Origin of the sequence: Streptomyces sioyaensis, assembly GCF_004122735.1 — a bacterium.
In the GTDB taxonomy this organism is placed as follows: Bacteria; Actinomycetota; Actinomycetes; order Streptomycetales; family Streptomycetaceae; genus Streptomyces; species Streptomyces sioyaensis.
Genome location: NZ_SDIF01000044.1, coordinates 23,094 through 37,646, shown reverse-complemented (window position 1 = coordinate 37,646; position 14,553 = coordinate 23,094). Strand labels below are relative to the sequence as shown.

Sequence of the window (14,553 nt, the reverse complement as noted above, 5' to 3'; positions counted from 1 at the left end):
CCTTCGGCTGGGGGTCGCCCGAAGTCGCAGCGTTCATGGGGGACTTCGGCCTCAGCTTCGCCGCCCTGCTGGCGGCCGTCTCCTGCGGTCTGTACGCCCGCAAGCGCCGCACCCGCTTCCGCCCGGCCTGGATGCTGTTCGCCGCCTCCTCCGGGATGGCCGGCCTCGGCAACGGCGTATGGGGCTGGTACGAGGTCATCATGGGGACCGCGGTACCCAGCCCCTGCCTGGCCGACTTCTGCTTCCTGCTGTTCGCGCCACCGGCCATCGTCGGTCTGCTGGTGCTCGCCAAGAGGCCGGTGACCAGGGCCGGTTGGGTCTGTCTGGGGCTCGACTCCTGGCTGATCGCCGGGTCGCTGGTCACCCTCTCATGGAGCCTCGCGCTCGCCCACACCGCGCATTTCCAGGGCCGCAGCGTGGCGCAGAGCGCGCTGTCGCTGGCCTATCCGCTGCTGGACATCGTGCTGGTGAGCATGGTGCTCGTGCTGCACTTCCGGCGCTCCTCGGTGCACCGCTCGGCGATCAACACCGCGGTCGCGGCCCTGGCGCTGACGGTGCTGTGCGACGCCCTGTTCAGCTCCCCGCTGCTGCGCGAGCACTACCGCTCCGGCCAGATCCTGGACGCCGGATGGTTCGCCGGCTCGATACTGCTCGCGTACGCGCCATGGGTCGCCCGTCGCGCGGGCGACGAGCCCACCCAGGAGGAGACCAGGCCCGCCGCGCGCCGGGTCCCGCCGCACGGCAGCCGTCCCATCGCCGGCTCGCTCGCCGCACTGACCCCGTATCTCGCCGCCGCCGTCTGCACGCTGGGCATCCTCACCAACGTCCTGGACGGGCGGCGCATCGACCGCGTGGTGCTGTTCACCGGCTGCACGGTCGTCCTCGCGCTGGTCGTCCGCCAGGGCATCATGCTGCTCGACAACATCACCCTCACCCAGGAGCTGGCGCAGAAGGAGAACCACTTCCGCTCCCTGGTGCAGGGCTCCAGCGACGTCATCATGATCGCCGCCCCGACCGGCGTGCTCCGCTATGTCAGCCCGGCCGCCGCCGGTGTCTACGGGCGCGACGCCGAGGAGCTGGTCGGCTCCGAGCTGGCGTCGCTGATCCACCCCGAGGACCTGGGCCGGGTGGTGCACGAGGTCCGCAGATTCCTCGCCGCCGCCCCCGAGGACGAACCGACCACCCGGATCGAGTGCCGCTTCCGCGCCGGCGAGCAGCGCTCCGGGGGCGACGGCTGGCTGAACGTCGAGTCCACGGTCAACCGCCACCACGGCGGCCTGATCTTCAACTCCCGCGATGTCACCGAACGCGTCCGGCTGCAGGCCCAGCTCCAGCACAACGCCTCGCACGACGCGCTCACCGACCTGCCCAACCGCGCCCTGTTCACCGAACGCGTCACCCAGGCCGTCACCGGCCGCCGCGCCAGCGACCACGACACCGCCGTGCTCTACATCGACCTCGACGGCTTCAAGCAGGTCAACGACACCATCGGCCACCAGGCCGGCGACGAGCTGCTGATCCAGGCCGCCCGCCGGCTCGGTGACTCGGTGCGCGCCGGGGACATAGCGGCCCGGCTGGGCGGCGACGAGTTCGCCGCGCTGATCACCGGCGACGGCACCCGCGACCTCGCCGCCCGCGAGTTCCGGATCCACGAGATCGCCGACCGGCTGCGCATCCGGCTCTCCGAGCCGTACCGCATCGACGGCCGCGAGGTGCGGGTGGCGGCCAGCATCGGCGTGGCCTTCGCCGAGCCCGGTGTCAGCCCCGCGGGCCTGCTGCGCAACGCGGACCTCGCGATGTACCGCGCCAAGCAGGCCGGCAAGGGCCGGGTGGAGCTGTACGCCCCGCAGATGCAGACCGAGGTGGCACACCGTGCCGAGCTCGCCACCAAGCTCCGTACGGCGCTGCACGACGGCGCCTTCTCGCTGCTGCACCAGCCGGTGGTGGAGCTGTCGAGCGGACGGGTCACCGCGGTCGCGGCGCACGCCCGCTGGCGCTCCGCCCAGGGCATCTTCTTCACCCCCGCGGAGTTCCTGCGGGTCGGCGACCGCGGACGCTTCACGGAGGACGACGGCGACCGCGCCGCGGAGCTGGACCGCTGGCAGTTGGAGGCGGCCGTCGAGCAGGCATCGGCCCGCCATCGCGCCGGCTATCCGGTCCCGGTCGCGGTCCGGCTCCCGGCCCGGCGGCTGCTGGACCAGGCGCTGTCCCCCAAGGGCGTGGAGTCGCTGCTCACCCGGCACGGCCTGCCCTCGCGCGCGCTCGTCCTGGAGCTGTCCGAGAGCGATCCGCGCATTCCGCTGGACGACCTGGAGCGCCGGCTGGTCGCGCTGCGCCGGCTCGGCGTACGGATCGCCCTGGACGGCTTCGGCAGCGGAGTCGCCGCGATCAGCGCGCTGCGCCGGCTCCCCGTCGACGTCCTGCGGCTGGACCGCGGGCTGGTCGACGGCGTGGTGGAGTCCGCCCGGCTGCACAAGATCACCGCAGGGCTGCTGCGGATCGCCGGAGACCTGGGCATGCAGTCCGTCGCGGACGGCGTCGATCTGCCCGAGCAGGTGCTCGCGCTGCGCTCCATGGGCTGCACCCACGGCATGGGCACGGCCTTCTCCGGGCCGCTCGACGAACACCGGCTGCGGCGGTCCCTGACGCACGCCCACTATCCGGTGCCGGACCTCGCGGTCCAGGGCCGGGCGGTGGTGCTCACCGGCAGCGGACTGCCCGCACGACAGGGCGGCCCGGCGGGCCCGGAATCGCTCGTGCATCCGCCATTGCGCTCAAATAGTGAGACCTCCGTCCCACCCACTTGACACCCGGTGCACGGCGGGGGGAGGGTCTGTGCCATGCGCACCCGAATTCTCGTACTTGGAAAGCGCGTCGGCTGAGGCCGGGTCACTGACGAAACCCGGCTAACCGCACCGACGCGCTCCCCTCGCTTGCCACTTGGCACGGGGGGTTTTTTGTTGCACAGCAACCTCACAAATCCGTCAAAACCCTCAGCTTCGAGAAGAGACGCAGATGACCGAGCAGGCCTCCGGGGCCCACCATCCGCAGCCGCGGGCCCGTACCTCCGGCGGACCGCAGCAGCCCGCCGTCGAGCACGTCACGGGCGCGCAGTCGCTGATCCGTTCGCTCGAGGAGGTCGGGGCCGACACCGTGTTCGGCATTCCCGGCGGCGCGATCCTTCCTGCGTACGACCCGATGATGGACTCCTCGAAGGTCCGGCACGTCCTGGTGCGCCACGAGCAGGGCGCCGGCCATGCCGCCACGGGATACGCGCAGGCCACCGGCAGGGTCGGCGTCTGCATGGCGACCTCGGGCCCGGGTGCCACCAACCTCGTCACCCCGATCGCCGACGCCCACATGGACTCCGTCCCGCTGGTGGCGATCACCGGCCAGGTCGCGTCCAAGGCGATCGGTACGGACGCCTTCCAGGAGGCGGACATCTGCGGCATCACGATGCCGATCACCAAGCATAACTTCCTGGTCACCGACCCCGCCGAGATCCCCCGGACGATCGCCGAGGCGTTCCACATCGCGGCCACCGGCCGGCCCGGCCCGGTCCTGGTCGACATCGCCAAGGACGCGCTCCAGGCGCAGACCACCTTCGCCTGGCCGCCGCACACCGAGCTCCCCGGCTACCGCCCGGTGACCAAGCCGCACGCCAAGCAGATCCGCGAGGCCGCCCGGCTGATCGTCGAGTCCAAGCGCCCGGTCCTCTACGTCGGCGGCGGGGTGATGAAGGCCGGTGCCACCACCGAGCTGAAGGTGCTCGCCGAGCTGACCGGCGCCCCCGTCACCACCACCCTGATGGCGCTGGGCTCCTTCCCCGACAGCCACCCGCAGCACGTCGGCATGCCCGGCATGCACGGCTCGGTCACCGCCGTCACCGCACTGCAGAAGTCGGACCTGCTGATCACCCTCGGCGCCCGCTTCGACGACCGGGTCACCGGCAAGCTGGACTCCTTCGCGCCGTACGCCAAGGTCGTGCACGCGGACATCGACCCGGCGGAGATCGGCAAGAACCGTGCCGCGGACGTGCCGATCGTCGGTGACGCCCGCGAGGTCATCGCCGATCTGATCGTCGCCGTCCAGGCCGAGCACGACGCCGGCCACCGGGGCGACTACGGCGCCTGGTGGAAGGACCTCAACCGCTGGCGGGAGACCTACCCGCTGGGCTACGACCTGCCGGACGACGGCAGCCTCTCCCCGCAGCAGGTCATCCAGCGGATCGGCGAGCTCGCCCCGGCCGACACCGTCTACGCCGCGGGCGTCGGCCAGCACCAGATGTGGGCCGCCCACTTCATCGACTACGAAAAGCCCTCGACCTGGCTGAACTCCGGTGGCGCGGGCACGATGGGCTACGCCGTCCCCGCCGCGATGGGCGCCAAGGCCGGGCAGCCGGACCGTACGGTCTGGGCGATCGACGGCGACGGCTGCTTCCAGATGACCAACCAGGAGCTGGTCACCTGCGCGCTGAACAACATCCCGATCAAGGTCGCGATCATCAACAACGGTGCGCTGGGCATGGTCCGCCAGTGGCAGACCCTCTTCTACAACCAGCGTTACTCCAACACCGTGCTGCACTCCGGCCCCGAGTCCAACGGGCTCGTGACGGCGGGCAAGGCCAGCGGTGGCACCCGCGTCCCGGACTTCGTGAAGCTGTCCGAGGCGATGGGCTGTGTCGCGATGCGCTGCGAGGACCCGGCCGAGCTGGACGCGGTCATCGCCAAGGCCAATGCCATCAACGACCGCCCGGTCGTGATCGACTTCATCGTCCACGAGGACGCCCAGGTGTGGCCGATGGTCGCCGCCGGGACCTCCAACGACGAGGTCATGGCCGCCCGGGGCGTGCGTCCCGACTTCGGCGACAACGAAGACGACTGATCCCAGGACGACACGGACGCACGGAAAAAGAGAGAAGACCATGTCCAAGCACACGCTCTCCGTTCTGGTGGAGAACACTCCCGGCATTCTCGCCCGGATCGCCGCGCTGTTCTCCCGCCGCGGCTTCAACATCGACTCGCTCGCGGTCGGGGTCACCGAGCACCCCGACATCTCCCGCATCACCATCGTGGTCAGCGTCGAGTCGCTGCCGCTGGAGCAGGTCACCAAGCAGCTCAACAAGCTCGTCAACGTCCTGAAGATCGTCGAGCTGGAGCCGGGCTCCGCGATCCAGCGCGAGCTGGTCCTGGTGAAGGTCCGCGCCGACAACGAGACCCGCTCGCAGATCGTCGAGATCGTCCAGCTCTTCCGCGCCAAGACCGTGGACGTCTCCCCGGAGGCCGTCACCATCGAGGCCACCGGGTCGAGTGAGAAGCTGGAGGCGATGCTCAAGATGCTGGAGCCGTTCGGCATCAAGGAACTCGTCCAGTCCGGCACGATCGCCATAGGCCGCGGCGCCCGGTCCATCACCGACCGCTCGCTGCGGGCCCTGGACCGTTCCGCCTGACCCCGCCGCGGTGCACATGGACCGCATGGCGAGACCCACCGCCCTTCCCCGCCCCGCCCGACGTACTGTGTGGGCACCCGCTAGATCCAAGGAGAGACCCGAAGTGGCCGAGCTGTTCTACGACGACGATGCCGACCTGTCCATCATCCAGAACCGCAAGGTCGCGGTCATCGGCTACGGCAGCCAGGGCCACGCCCACGCGCTGTCGCTGCGTGACTCGGGCGTCGATGTGCGCGTCGGTCTGCACGAGGGTTCCAAGTCCAAGGCCAAGGCCGAGGAGCAGGGCCTGCGTGTGGTCACGCCGGCCGAGGCGGCGGCCGAGGCCGACGTCATCATGATCCTGGTGCCGGACCCGATCCAGGCCAAGGTCTACGAGGAGTCCATCAAGGACCACCTCAAGGACGGCGACGCGCTGTTCTTCGGCCACGGCCTGAACGTCCGCTTCGGCTTCATCAAGGCCCCGGCCAACGTCGACGTGTGCATGGTCGCCCCCAAGGGCCCGGGCCACCTCGTGCGGCGCCAGTACGAGGAGGGCCGCGGCGTGCCGTGCATCGCGGCCGTCGAGCAGGACGCGTCCGGCAAGGCCTTCGCGCTGGCGCTCTCGTACGCCAAGGGCATCGGCGGCACCCGCGCCGGCGTCATCAAGACCACCTTCACCGAGGAGACCGAGACCGACCTGTTCGGTGAGCAGGCCGTGCTCTGCGGTGGCGCCTCGGCGCTGGTCAAGGCCGGCTTCGAGACCCTGGTCGAGGCGGGCTACCAGCCGGAGATCGCGTACTTCGAGTGCCTCCACGAGCTGAAGCTGATCGTGGACCTCATGTACGAGGGCGGCCTGGAGAAGATGCGCTGGTCGGTCTCCGAGACCGCCGAGTGGGGCGACTACGTCACCGGCCCCCGCATCATCACCGACCAGACCAAGGCCGAGATGAAGAAGGTGCTCGCCGAGATCCAGGACGGCACCTTCGCCAACAACTGGATGGCCGAGTACAACGCCGGTCTGCCGAAGTACAACGAGTACAAGAAGGCCGACGAGGACCACCTGCTGGAGACCACCGGCAAGAAGCTCCGCAAGCTCATGAGCTGGGTGGACGACGAGGCGTAAGCCAGGGACAGGGGGCCGCGGCGCAGGCCGTGGCCCCCGTCCGTCGCGCCGACCGGCGGCGCCTTGTCCGCCGCGTAGGACCACGCACGGGTGACCCTTCCGCAGCGGCGCAGGACGAACCCCCCACCGCCACTACACTGCATTGCACAAGCGCGTCAGGCTCACAGCGTCGTGCGTCTTCCACGCGGCTTTCCCCCTTCACCGCCTTCGGCCGTCGGGACGGCCGTCCGCGAAGGACTAGTGAGGACTGAAGACCACGTGAGCTCGAAACCTGTCGTACTCATCGCCGAAGAACTGTCGCCCGCCACCGTCGACGCCCTCGGGCCGGACTTCGAGATCCGGCACTGCAACGGCGCGGACCGCGCCGAGCTGCTCCCCGCGATCGTCGATGTCGACGCCGTCCTCGTGCGCAGTGCGACGAAGATCGACGCCGAGGCCATCGCCGCCGCCAAGAAGCTGCGGGTCGTCGCCCGCGCGGGCGTGGGCCTGGACAACGTCGACGTCTCCGCCGCCACCAAGGCCGGCGTGATGGTCGTCAACGCCCCGACCTCCAACATCGTCACCGCCGCCGAGCTCGCCTGCGGTCTGCTGGTCGCCACGGCCCGCAACATCCCGCAGGCCAACACCGCCCTGAAGAACGGCGAGTGGAAGCGCAGCAAGTACACCGGCGTCGAGCTCAGCGAGAAGACCCTCGGCGTGGTCGGCCTCGGCCGGATCGGCGTCCTGGTCGCCCAGCGGATGTCGGCGTTCGGCATGAAGGTCGTCGCCTACGACCCCTACGTCCAGCCGGCCCGTGCCGCGCAGATGGGCGTCAAGCTGCTGACCCTCGACGAGCTGCTCGCGGTCTCCGACTTCATCACCGTGCACCTCCCCAAGACGCCCGAGACCGTCGGTCTCATCGGCGACGAGGCGCTGAACAAGGTCAAGCCGTCGGTCAGGATCGTCAACGCCGCGCGCGGCGGGATCGTCGACGAGGCGGCGCTGGCCACCGCGCTCAAGGAGGGCCGGGTGGCCGGCGCGGGCCTGGACGTCTACGCCGTCGAGCCCTGCACGGACTCCCCGCTGTTCGAGTTCGACCAGGTCGTCGCCACCCCGCACCTGGGGGCGTCGACCGGTGAGGCGCAGGAGAAGGCCGGTATCGCGGTCGCCAAGTCGGTGCGGCTCGCGCTCGCCGGTGAGCTGGTCCCGGACGCGGTCAACGTCCAGGGCGGAGTGATCGCCGAGGACGTCAAGCCGGGCCTGCCGCTGGCCGAGCGGCTCGGCCGGATCTTCACCGCGCTGGCCGGCGAGGTCGCGATGCGGCTGGACGTCGAGGTGTACGGCGAGATCACCCAGCACGATGTGAAGGTGCTGGAACTCTCCGCGCTCAAGGGCGTCTTCGAGGACGTCGTCGACGAGACGGTGTCGTACGTCAACGCCCCGCTGTTCGCGCAGGAGCGCGGCGTCGAGGTGCGGCTGACGACCAGCAGCGAGTCGCCCGAGCACCGCAATGTGGTGACCGTGCGCGGCACCCTCGCGGGCGGCGACGAGGTGTCGATCTCCGGCACGCTGTCCGGCCACAAGAACATCCAGAAGATCGTCGCAGTCGGTGAGCACTCCATCGACCTGTCGCTCGCCGACCACATGGCCTTCATGCGCTACAGCGACCGCCCCGGTGTCGTCGGCACCGTCGGCCGGATCCTGGGCGAGGCGGGCGTCAACATCGGCGGGATGCAGGTCTCCCGGGCCGATGTCGGTGGCGAGGCGCTGGTCGCGCTGACCGTCGACGACACCATTCCGCCGAACGTGCTCGCCGAGATCGGCGAGGAGATCGGCGCGACCTCGGTGCGCGCGGTGAACCTCGGCGACTGATCGTAGCTTTTCGCAGGTCAACGGGCCCGTATTCCGCTTCGGCGGAGTGCGGGCCCGTTGGCGTGCCGGCATCGTACGGGCGCGGCGGTGGTGCGCGACCCGGTGCCCGGTGCTCTCCGACGGGCTCATCATTCACCCGAATGGCGTATCGGAGGGTGGGGGCGTGGAGGCCGGAAGCGTCGCCGTGGGACCGCCGTCGCCCCGGGCCGGCGGTCCTCCCGAGTCGCTGCGGAGAGGTGCGCGTCGCGCAATGGGTACTGCGCGTGCCCCGGCCGGTGCGTGCGGAAGGAGAGCGGACGCCATGAATGCACCTCTGGGTGACGCCCCGCAGAGCCTGACCGGTCTGCAGGTGGTCGACGCGGACGGTACGAAGGTGGGCAAGGTCCAGCAGGTCTACCGGGACGACGCCACCAACGAGCCCGAGTGGATCACGGTGCGTACCGGGCTGTTCGGCATGAAGGAGACCTTCGTTCCGCTCGCCGGGGCCCGCCGGACCGGCGACGAACTGCATGTTCCGCACGACAAGCACACCATCAAGGCGGCGCCGCGGATCGACGTCGACGGCCATCTCGATCCCTCCGAAGAGACCGAGCTCTATCGCCACTACGGGATGCCCCGGCCGGGCGCGTCCGGCCCGGGCGGACCGGAGGACGCCGCCGGGGAGGCACCGGCCGCCGACACGGCGTCCGACACCGCGGCCTCCCCGGGCACCGACGCGGCGGGCACGGCATCCGGTGCGGGCGCGGCCGGAACGAAGGACGCCGGGGGGCGGCCCCCGGCGGGCGGTGGCTCCCCGGGACGGCCGCCCGGTGAGCGCAACAAGCTGGTCGACGGGCCGCTGGCCGGGGCGGGCGCCGGGACGCGGTCGGGGCCGTCCGGCCCGGACGACAAGGACGCCCGGCGCGGCACGGAACAGACGCCCGAGACGGACGAGGGCACGGACCCGGGAGAGGGGTCCGGGCCGGACCGGCTCCGGTAACCGGGTGGGGTGCCCCGGACCGGGGGAGCGGCGGAGGCCGCGGTCGAGCATGCGGCCTCCGCCCGCACATCGTCAGGACGGCGCGGCGGCTGTGCGTGCATGTACGGACGTCTCATACGTACGTCTCGTACGAGCGTATGCGCAGCGATAGGCTCCCTTCATGGGACACCGTGAAGATCTCCTGGAGGGCGCCAAACGCTGTCTCCTGGAGAAGGGCTATGCGCGCACCACCGCCCGCGACATCGTGGCCGCCTCCGGCGCCAACCTCGCCTCCATCGGCTACCACTACGGCTCCAAGGACGCCCTGATGCGCCAGGCGGTCATCGCGTCCACCGAGGAGTGGGGCGCGGGCCTCGCCCGGATGCCGGCCGCCGGCGACGAGGAGGCGCGGGACGCGGACCCGCTGGACCGGTTCGCCGCCGTCTGGGACCGGGTCCTGCAACGGATCGCCACGGAACCGCAGTTCATCGCCGCACAGGTCGAGGTGCTGGGCCTGCTGCCGCGCGATGTGGGACTGCGCGAGGCCATCGGCGAGGTGCTGCCGGAGGGCGGCGAGGAACTCGTGGCGGCGTTCGACGGGGTGCCGGACACCGAGGCCGATGCCGAGACGGTGCGCGTCGTCGGCTCCTTCTACCGGGCCCTGCTCACCGGCCTGATGGTCCAGTCGCTGCTCACCCCGGACCGGATGCCCACCGGCCAGGACCTCGCCACCGCGCTGCGCCGGGTCACCACGGGCGAGGTGCCGGGGCCGGCGTGACGCACGGCGGGGCGGCGCACGGCGCGGACCCGGCCCCGGCCGGGCTCACAGCCGTGCCGCCTTGAGCGCCATGTGCAGCAGCAGCCGGTGCTCCCCGTCGCCCAGGTCGAGGCCGGTGAGCTTCTCCACCCGGCCCAGGCGGTAGTAGAGCGTCTGGCGGTGGATGCCCAGGACCTGCGCGGTCCGGCTCGCCTGGCCCGCGCAGTCGAGGAACACCTCGGCGGTGCGCGCGAGTTCGGCGTGTGCGGGGGTGAGCAGCGGGCCGATGACCGGGTCGGGCGCGGCCTTCGGCAGGGTGGTCAGCATGCGGTACGCGCCGATGGCGTCCCACTGGGTGACCGGGCCCAGCCGGGGCTCGGCGCGGACCGCGCGGGCCGCGTCCAGTGCTTCCCGCCAGGTGGCCGGGAGCGCCGTCAACTCGCTGGTGCCGGCGCCGATTCCGGCGGCACCCGGCCCGAGCGGCGCGGGCTGCCCGGCGCCGCCGGCCGGGCCACCCCGCGCCGACGCCCCGGCCGGGCTCGCGCCCGCGCGTGGGGAGCGCAGCAAATGCTCGGCCACCGCATGGGCCGGGGCGAGCGCCCCGGGCGAGCGCAGCCGTACCAGCGCGGCCAGGGAGGGGACGGCCGCCGCGGGCCGCGGACGGTCCGTGGCGCCGGAGCGGCCGCCGCCTCCCGCGTCGGGTGGGGCGGCCCGCGTCCCGTCCGCGGGCGGGACGCCTTCAGGGCCGCCGCCCGCGGGCAGGGCGCACGCGGCCAGCAGGCCCGGCAGGCCCGGCAGCGGTGCGGTGTCGGTGTCCGAGGTGTCCCAGGGCAGTACGGCGACGACGGTGAGCGGGACGCCCGGGGTGAAGCGCAGGCTGTCCCGCAGTGCGTCGCGCAGCGCGGCCGCCGCGGCCGGCCGCCCGGCGGCCGGCGCATCGAGCAACTCCCGGAGCAGTTCGCCGAGTTCGGACCCGGCGCGGGCCTCGTCGGCCAGCAGTGCGCCGATCCGGGACGCGGTCTCCATCGCCTGCGCGATCCGCGGGTCGGGCGGCGCGCCCCGGCCGCCCAGTTCCAGGTCGGTCAGGTGCCCGTCGTCCAGCAGCCAGACGTAGCCGTGCACGATGCCCCGATGGCGTACGGGCAGACAGATCCGCCCCTTGAAGACGCCGGCGGCCGGGTCCGGCGGGATGCGCAGCGCCGTCTTGGCGCGGGCGATCCCGAACGCCTCGAACCAGGCCCGTACGGCCGCCGACGAGCGGCGCTGCAGGATCGAGCGGGTGCGCACCGGGTCCATGACCTCGTCGTCGCTCTCGTGGGCCCCGAACGCAATCAGTCCGAAATCCCGGTCCTCCAGCGTCGCCGGGGCGCCGAGCGCCGCCGAGATCTCGTCCACGAGCTGCTGGTAGTCGCCCCGCATCCGCCGCCCGGCTCCTCTCCCTGTCGCCACCTCGCCGGCATCACCGGCACCTTTGGACAACCGTCACACCACGGTCATCCCTGGCATCGTCTCCCTCCCGGCATTCTCATACAACTGTCTGAGATCCCGACCACGAAGGCGTGACACCTGTCGGTGGCCGGGAAGTGGCGCGATCCTTAAATTTCAGGTGGCTCATTCTTGCCGACGCGTTCGCCCGCTCCGGTGTCCGCCCGGTCCTTGTCCCCCTGAATCGTGGAGGTGCCCATGCTGGGTCCCGTGCTTCTCGCCGCAGCGCGCAGCGACAGCATCCGCCGCATCGTCGCGGCCGCTCCGCTCACCCGCCCTGTCGTGGACCGGTTCATCGCCGGTGAGCGCCTGGACGAGTCCATGGCGGCCGTGCGGTCGCTGGCCGCCCGCGGCCTGGAGGTCACCCTCGACCACCTGGGCGAGGACATCACCGACCCGGCCGAGGCGCTGCGCAACCGCGATGCCTACCTCCAGCTGGCCGCGGCCCTCAAGGAGCACGGACTCGGCGTCAAGGCCGAGATGTCGGTCAAGCTGTCCGCTTTCGGGCAGGCGCTGCCCGGCGGCCACGAGCTGGCGCTGCAGAACGTCCGGCCGGTGGTCGAGGCCGCCGCCGAGGCCGGTACGACCGTGACCCTCGACATGGAGGACCACACCACGGTCGACTCCACCCTCGCGATCCTCGCCGACCTGCGGGAGCAGTTCCCGCAGACCGGCGCGGTGCTGCAGTCCTACCTGTTCCGCACCGAGGACGACTGCCGTGCGCTCGCCGGGGAAGGTTCCCGGGTGCGGCTGGTCAAGGGCGCGTACAAGGAGCCCGCGAGCGTCGCCTTCCAGGAGAAGCGGGAGGTCGACAAGGCGTATGTGCGCTGTCTGAAGATCCTGATGGCGGGGGAGGGCTACCCCATGATCGGGTCGCACGACCCGCGGATGGTGGCCATCGGCCAGGAGCTGGCGCACCGCAACGGGCGCAAGCCGGCCGACTACGAATTCCAGATGCTGTACGGCATCCGCGAGGCGGAGCAGCAGCGGCTGGTCGCCGACGGGCACCGTATGCGGGTGTACATCCCCTATGGCACCGACTGGTACGGATATTTCATGCGCCGACTCGCCGAGCGCCCCGCGAACCTCGGGTTCTTCCTGAGGTCGCTGGCGACCCGCGGCTGACCGCCCCGCGGAGGGCGGCGCGGGTGGATGCTGGAAGCCCGGGGTGTGCACCCGGACGGCGCCGCCCGCAGCCGCCCACCCGACGCGGCCGCGGCCGCACCACGACGTACGACAACCGACGAGCGAAATCGAAGGAGACACGGCCGCTATGGACGCTGTGACCCAGGTCCCCGTGCCGGTGAACGAGCCGGTCCACACCTACGCACCCGGCAGCCCGGAGCGTTCCCGTCTGGAGGCCAAGCTCAAGGAGCTGGCCGGCAACCCGATCGAGCTGCCGATGACCATCGGCGGTGAGCGCCGGATGGGCGGCGGCGAGCGTTTCGACGTCGTGCAGCCGCACAACCACTCGGCCCGCCTCGGCACGTACGCCAACGCCACGGTCGACGACGCCCAGGCCGCGGTCGACGCCGCGCTGGCCGCCGCCCCGGCCTGGCGCGCGATGTCCTTCGACGACCGCGCCGCGATCATCCTGAAGGCCGCCGATCTGCTCTCCGGCCCCTGGCGCGAGACGCTGGCCGCCGCCACCATGCTCGGCCAGTCCAAGACCGCCCAGCAGGCCGAGATCGACACCCCCTGTGAGCTCATCGACTTCTGGCGCTTCAACGTGCACTTCGCGCGCCAGATCCTCGCCGAGCAGCCCCCGGCGAACTCCCCGGGCGTCTGGAACCGCTCGGACCACCGCCCCCTCGAAGGCTTCGTCTACGCGATCACGCCGTTCAACTTCACCGCGATCGCCGGCAACCTCCCGACCGCGCCCGCCCTCATGGGCAACGTCGTCGTCTGGAAGCCGTCCCCGACGCAGACCCTCGCCGCCGTGCTGCTGATGCAGCTGCTGGAGGAGGCCGGGCTGCCCAAGGGCGTCATCAACCTCGTCACCGGCGACGGCAAGGACGTCTCGGAGGTGGCGCTGACCCACCCCGACCTGGCGGGCATCCACTTCACCGGCTCGACCAAGACCTTCCAGCACCTGTGGAAGACGGTCGGCAACAACATCGAGAACTACAAGACCTACCCGCGGCTCGTCGGTGAGACCGGTGGCAAGGACTTCATCGTCGCCCACCCCTCGGCCGACCGCTCCGTGCTGAAGACCGCCATGACCCGTGGCGCCTTCGAGTTCCAGGGCCAGAAGTGCTCCGCGGCCTCCCGCGCCTACGTCCCGGCCTCGCTGTGGAACAACGGCCTCAAGGAGGAGTTCGCGGCCGAGGTCGACGGCCTGGCCATGGGCGACGTCTCCGACCTGTCGCACTTCATCGGCGCGGTCATCGACGAGCGCTCCTTCGCCAAGAACAAGGCGGCGATCGACCGCGCCAAGGCCGACCCGACGGTCGAGGTCGTGGCCGGCGGTACGTACGACGACAGCGAGGGCTACTTCGTCCGCCCGACGGTCCTGGTCTCCACCGACCCGGAGAACGAGATCTTCAAGGACGAGTACTTCGGCCCGATCCTGGGCGTGTACGTCTACGACGACGAGTCCGACGAGGGCTACGACGCGATGCTCACCCAGATGGAGTCCGCCTCGGCCTACGGCCTGACCGGTTGCGTCATCGCCCAGGACCGTGCCGCGGCCGCCGCGACCTGCGAGAAGCTGCGCTTCGCCGCGGGCAACTTCTACATCAACGACAAGCCGACCGGCGCCGTCGTCGGCCAGCAGCCCTTCGGCGGCGGCCGCGCGTCCGGCACCAACGACAAGGCCGGCGCCAAGCAGAACCTGATGCGCTGGACCTCCACCCGCTCCATCAAGGAGACCCTGGTCCCGCCGACGGACTACCGCTACCCGCACATGGGCTGACGCCCACGCGCACGCCGACGGCCCGGCACCCCTCTCC

At 71.4% G+C, this 14,553-nt stretch carries 11 protein-coding genes; 9 read left to right on the top strand and 2 right to left on the bottom strand.

Going from position 1 to position 14,553, the window contains the following annotated elements; genetic code table 11:
• Positions 1–368 precede the first annotated feature (368 nt).
• Positions 369–740, bottom strand: a complete 372-nt coding sequence (locus EST54_RS36180; RefSeq protein WP_372448216.1) for a putative alpha/beta hydrolase — start codon at positions 738–740, stop codon at positions 369–371.
• 168 nt (positions 741–908) lie between these two features.
• Between EST54_RS36180 and EST54_RS17190 the strand changes: the two genes are divergently transcribed.
• From EST54_RS17190 to EST54_RS17160, 7 genes are all read left to right on the top strand, one after another.
• Positions 909–2,807 carry a putative bifunctional diguanylate cyclase/phosphodiesterase gene (locus EST54_RS17190; protein ID WP_372448215.1) on the top strand — a complete coding sequence of 633 codons (1,899 nt, stop codon included), beginning with the start codon at positions 909–911 and terminating at the stop codon, positions 2,805–2,807.
• Between the two features lie 208 nt (positions 2,808–3,015).
• Complete coding sequence (locus tag EST54_RS17185; protein WP_129248515.1) at positions 3,016–4,884, top strand: acetolactate synthase large subunit; 1,869 nt, start codon at positions 3,016–3,018, stop codon at positions 4,882–4,884.
• 40 nt (positions 4,885–4,924) lie between these two features.
• On the top strand, positions 4,925–5,449 hold the full coding sequence (gene ilvN / locus EST54_RS17180) for an acetolactate synthase small subunit (RefSeq protein ID WP_006602925.1): 525 nt from the start codon (positions 4,925–4,927) through the stop codon (positions 5,447–5,449).
• A gap of 103 nt (positions 5,450–5,552) precedes the next feature.
• Positions 5,553–6,551, top strand: coding sequence for a ketol-acid reductoisomerase (ilvC, locus tag EST54_RS17175; protein ID WP_006602924.1), 999 nt, complete (start codon positions 5,553–5,555; stop codon positions 6,549–6,551).
• A 258-nt stretch (positions 6,552–6,809) separates the two neighbouring features.
• Entirely contained in the window at positions 6,810–8,402 is a 1,593-nt protein-coding gene (serA, locus tag EST54_RS17170) for a phosphoglycerate dehydrogenase (RefSeq protein ID WP_129248514.1), read from the top strand.
• Positions 8,403–8,703: 301 nt separating this feature from the next.
• Positions 8,704–9,381, top strand: a complete 678-nt coding sequence (locus tag EST54_RS17165) for a PRC-barrel domain-containing protein (protein ID WP_129248513.1) — start codon at positions 8,704–8,706, stop codon at positions 9,379–9,381.
• A gap of 160 nt (positions 9,382–9,541) precedes the next feature.
• Entirely contained in the window at positions 9,542–10,138 is a 597-nt protein-coding gene (locus EST54_RS17160; RefSeq protein WP_129248512.1) for a TetR/AcrR family transcriptional regulator, read from the top strand.
• Positions 10,139–10,183: 45 nt separating this feature from the next.
• On the opposite strand, the gene EST54_RS17155 is transcribed toward EST54_RS17160, so the two are convergent.
• Positions 10,184–11,536, bottom strand: coding sequence for a PucR family transcriptional regulator (locus EST54_RS17155; RefSeq protein WP_129248511.1), 1,353 nt, complete (start codon positions 11,534–11,536; stop codon positions 10,184–10,186).
• 264 nt (positions 11,537–11,800) lie between these two features.
• Here EST54_RS17155 and EST54_RS17150 point away from each other — a divergent pair, with 264 nt between their 5' ends.
• Both EST54_RS17150 and pruA read left to right on the top strand, forming a co-directional pair.
• Positions 11,801–12,727 (top strand): proline dehydrogenase family protein, encoded by a 927-nt coding sequence (locus EST54_RS17150; RefSeq protein ID WP_129248510.1) that lies wholly within the window; start codon positions 11,801–11,803, stop codon positions 12,725–12,727.
• Positions 12,728–12,875: 148 nt separating this feature from the next.
• Positions 12,876–14,516 (top strand): L-glutamate gamma-semialdehyde dehydrogenase, encoded by a 1,641-nt coding sequence (pruA, locus tag EST54_RS17145; RefSeq protein ID WP_129248509.1) that lies wholly within the window; start codon positions 12,876–12,878, stop codon positions 14,514–14,516.
• Positions 14,517–14,553 lie beyond the last annotated feature (37 nt).

Coding starts and splice junctions, on each gene's coding strand:
- pruA (WP_129248509.1), top strand. CDS start 12,876: ATGGACGCTGTGACCCAGGTCCCCGTGCCGGTGAACGAGCCGGTCCAC.
- ilvN (WP_006602925.1), top strand. CDS start 4,925: ATGTCCAAGCACACGCTCTCCGTTCTGGTGGAGAACACTCCCGGCATT.
- EST54_RS17165 (WP_129248513.1), top strand. CDS start 8,704: ATGAATGCACCTCTGGGTGACGCCCCGCAGAGCCTGACCGGTCTGCAG.
- EST54_RS17185 (WP_129248515.1), top strand. CDS start 3,016: ATGACCGAGCAGGCCTCCGGGGCCCACCATCCGCAGCCGCGGGCCCGT.
- EST54_RS17150 (WP_129248510.1), top strand. CDS start 11,801: ATGCTGGGTCCCGTGCTTCTCGCCGCAGCGCGCAGCGACAGCATCCGC.
- EST54_RS17160 (WP_129248512.1), top strand. CDS start 9,542: ATGGGACACCGTGAAGATCTCCTGGAGGGCGCCAAACGCTGTCTCCTG.
- EST54_RS17190 (WP_372448215.1), top strand. CDS start 909: ATGCTGCTCGACAACATCACCCTCACCCAGGAGCTGGCGCAGAAGGAG.
- EST54_RS17155 (WP_129248511.1), bottom strand. CDS start 11,536: ATGCGGGGCGACTACCAGCAGCTCGTGGACGAGATCTCGGCGGCGCTC.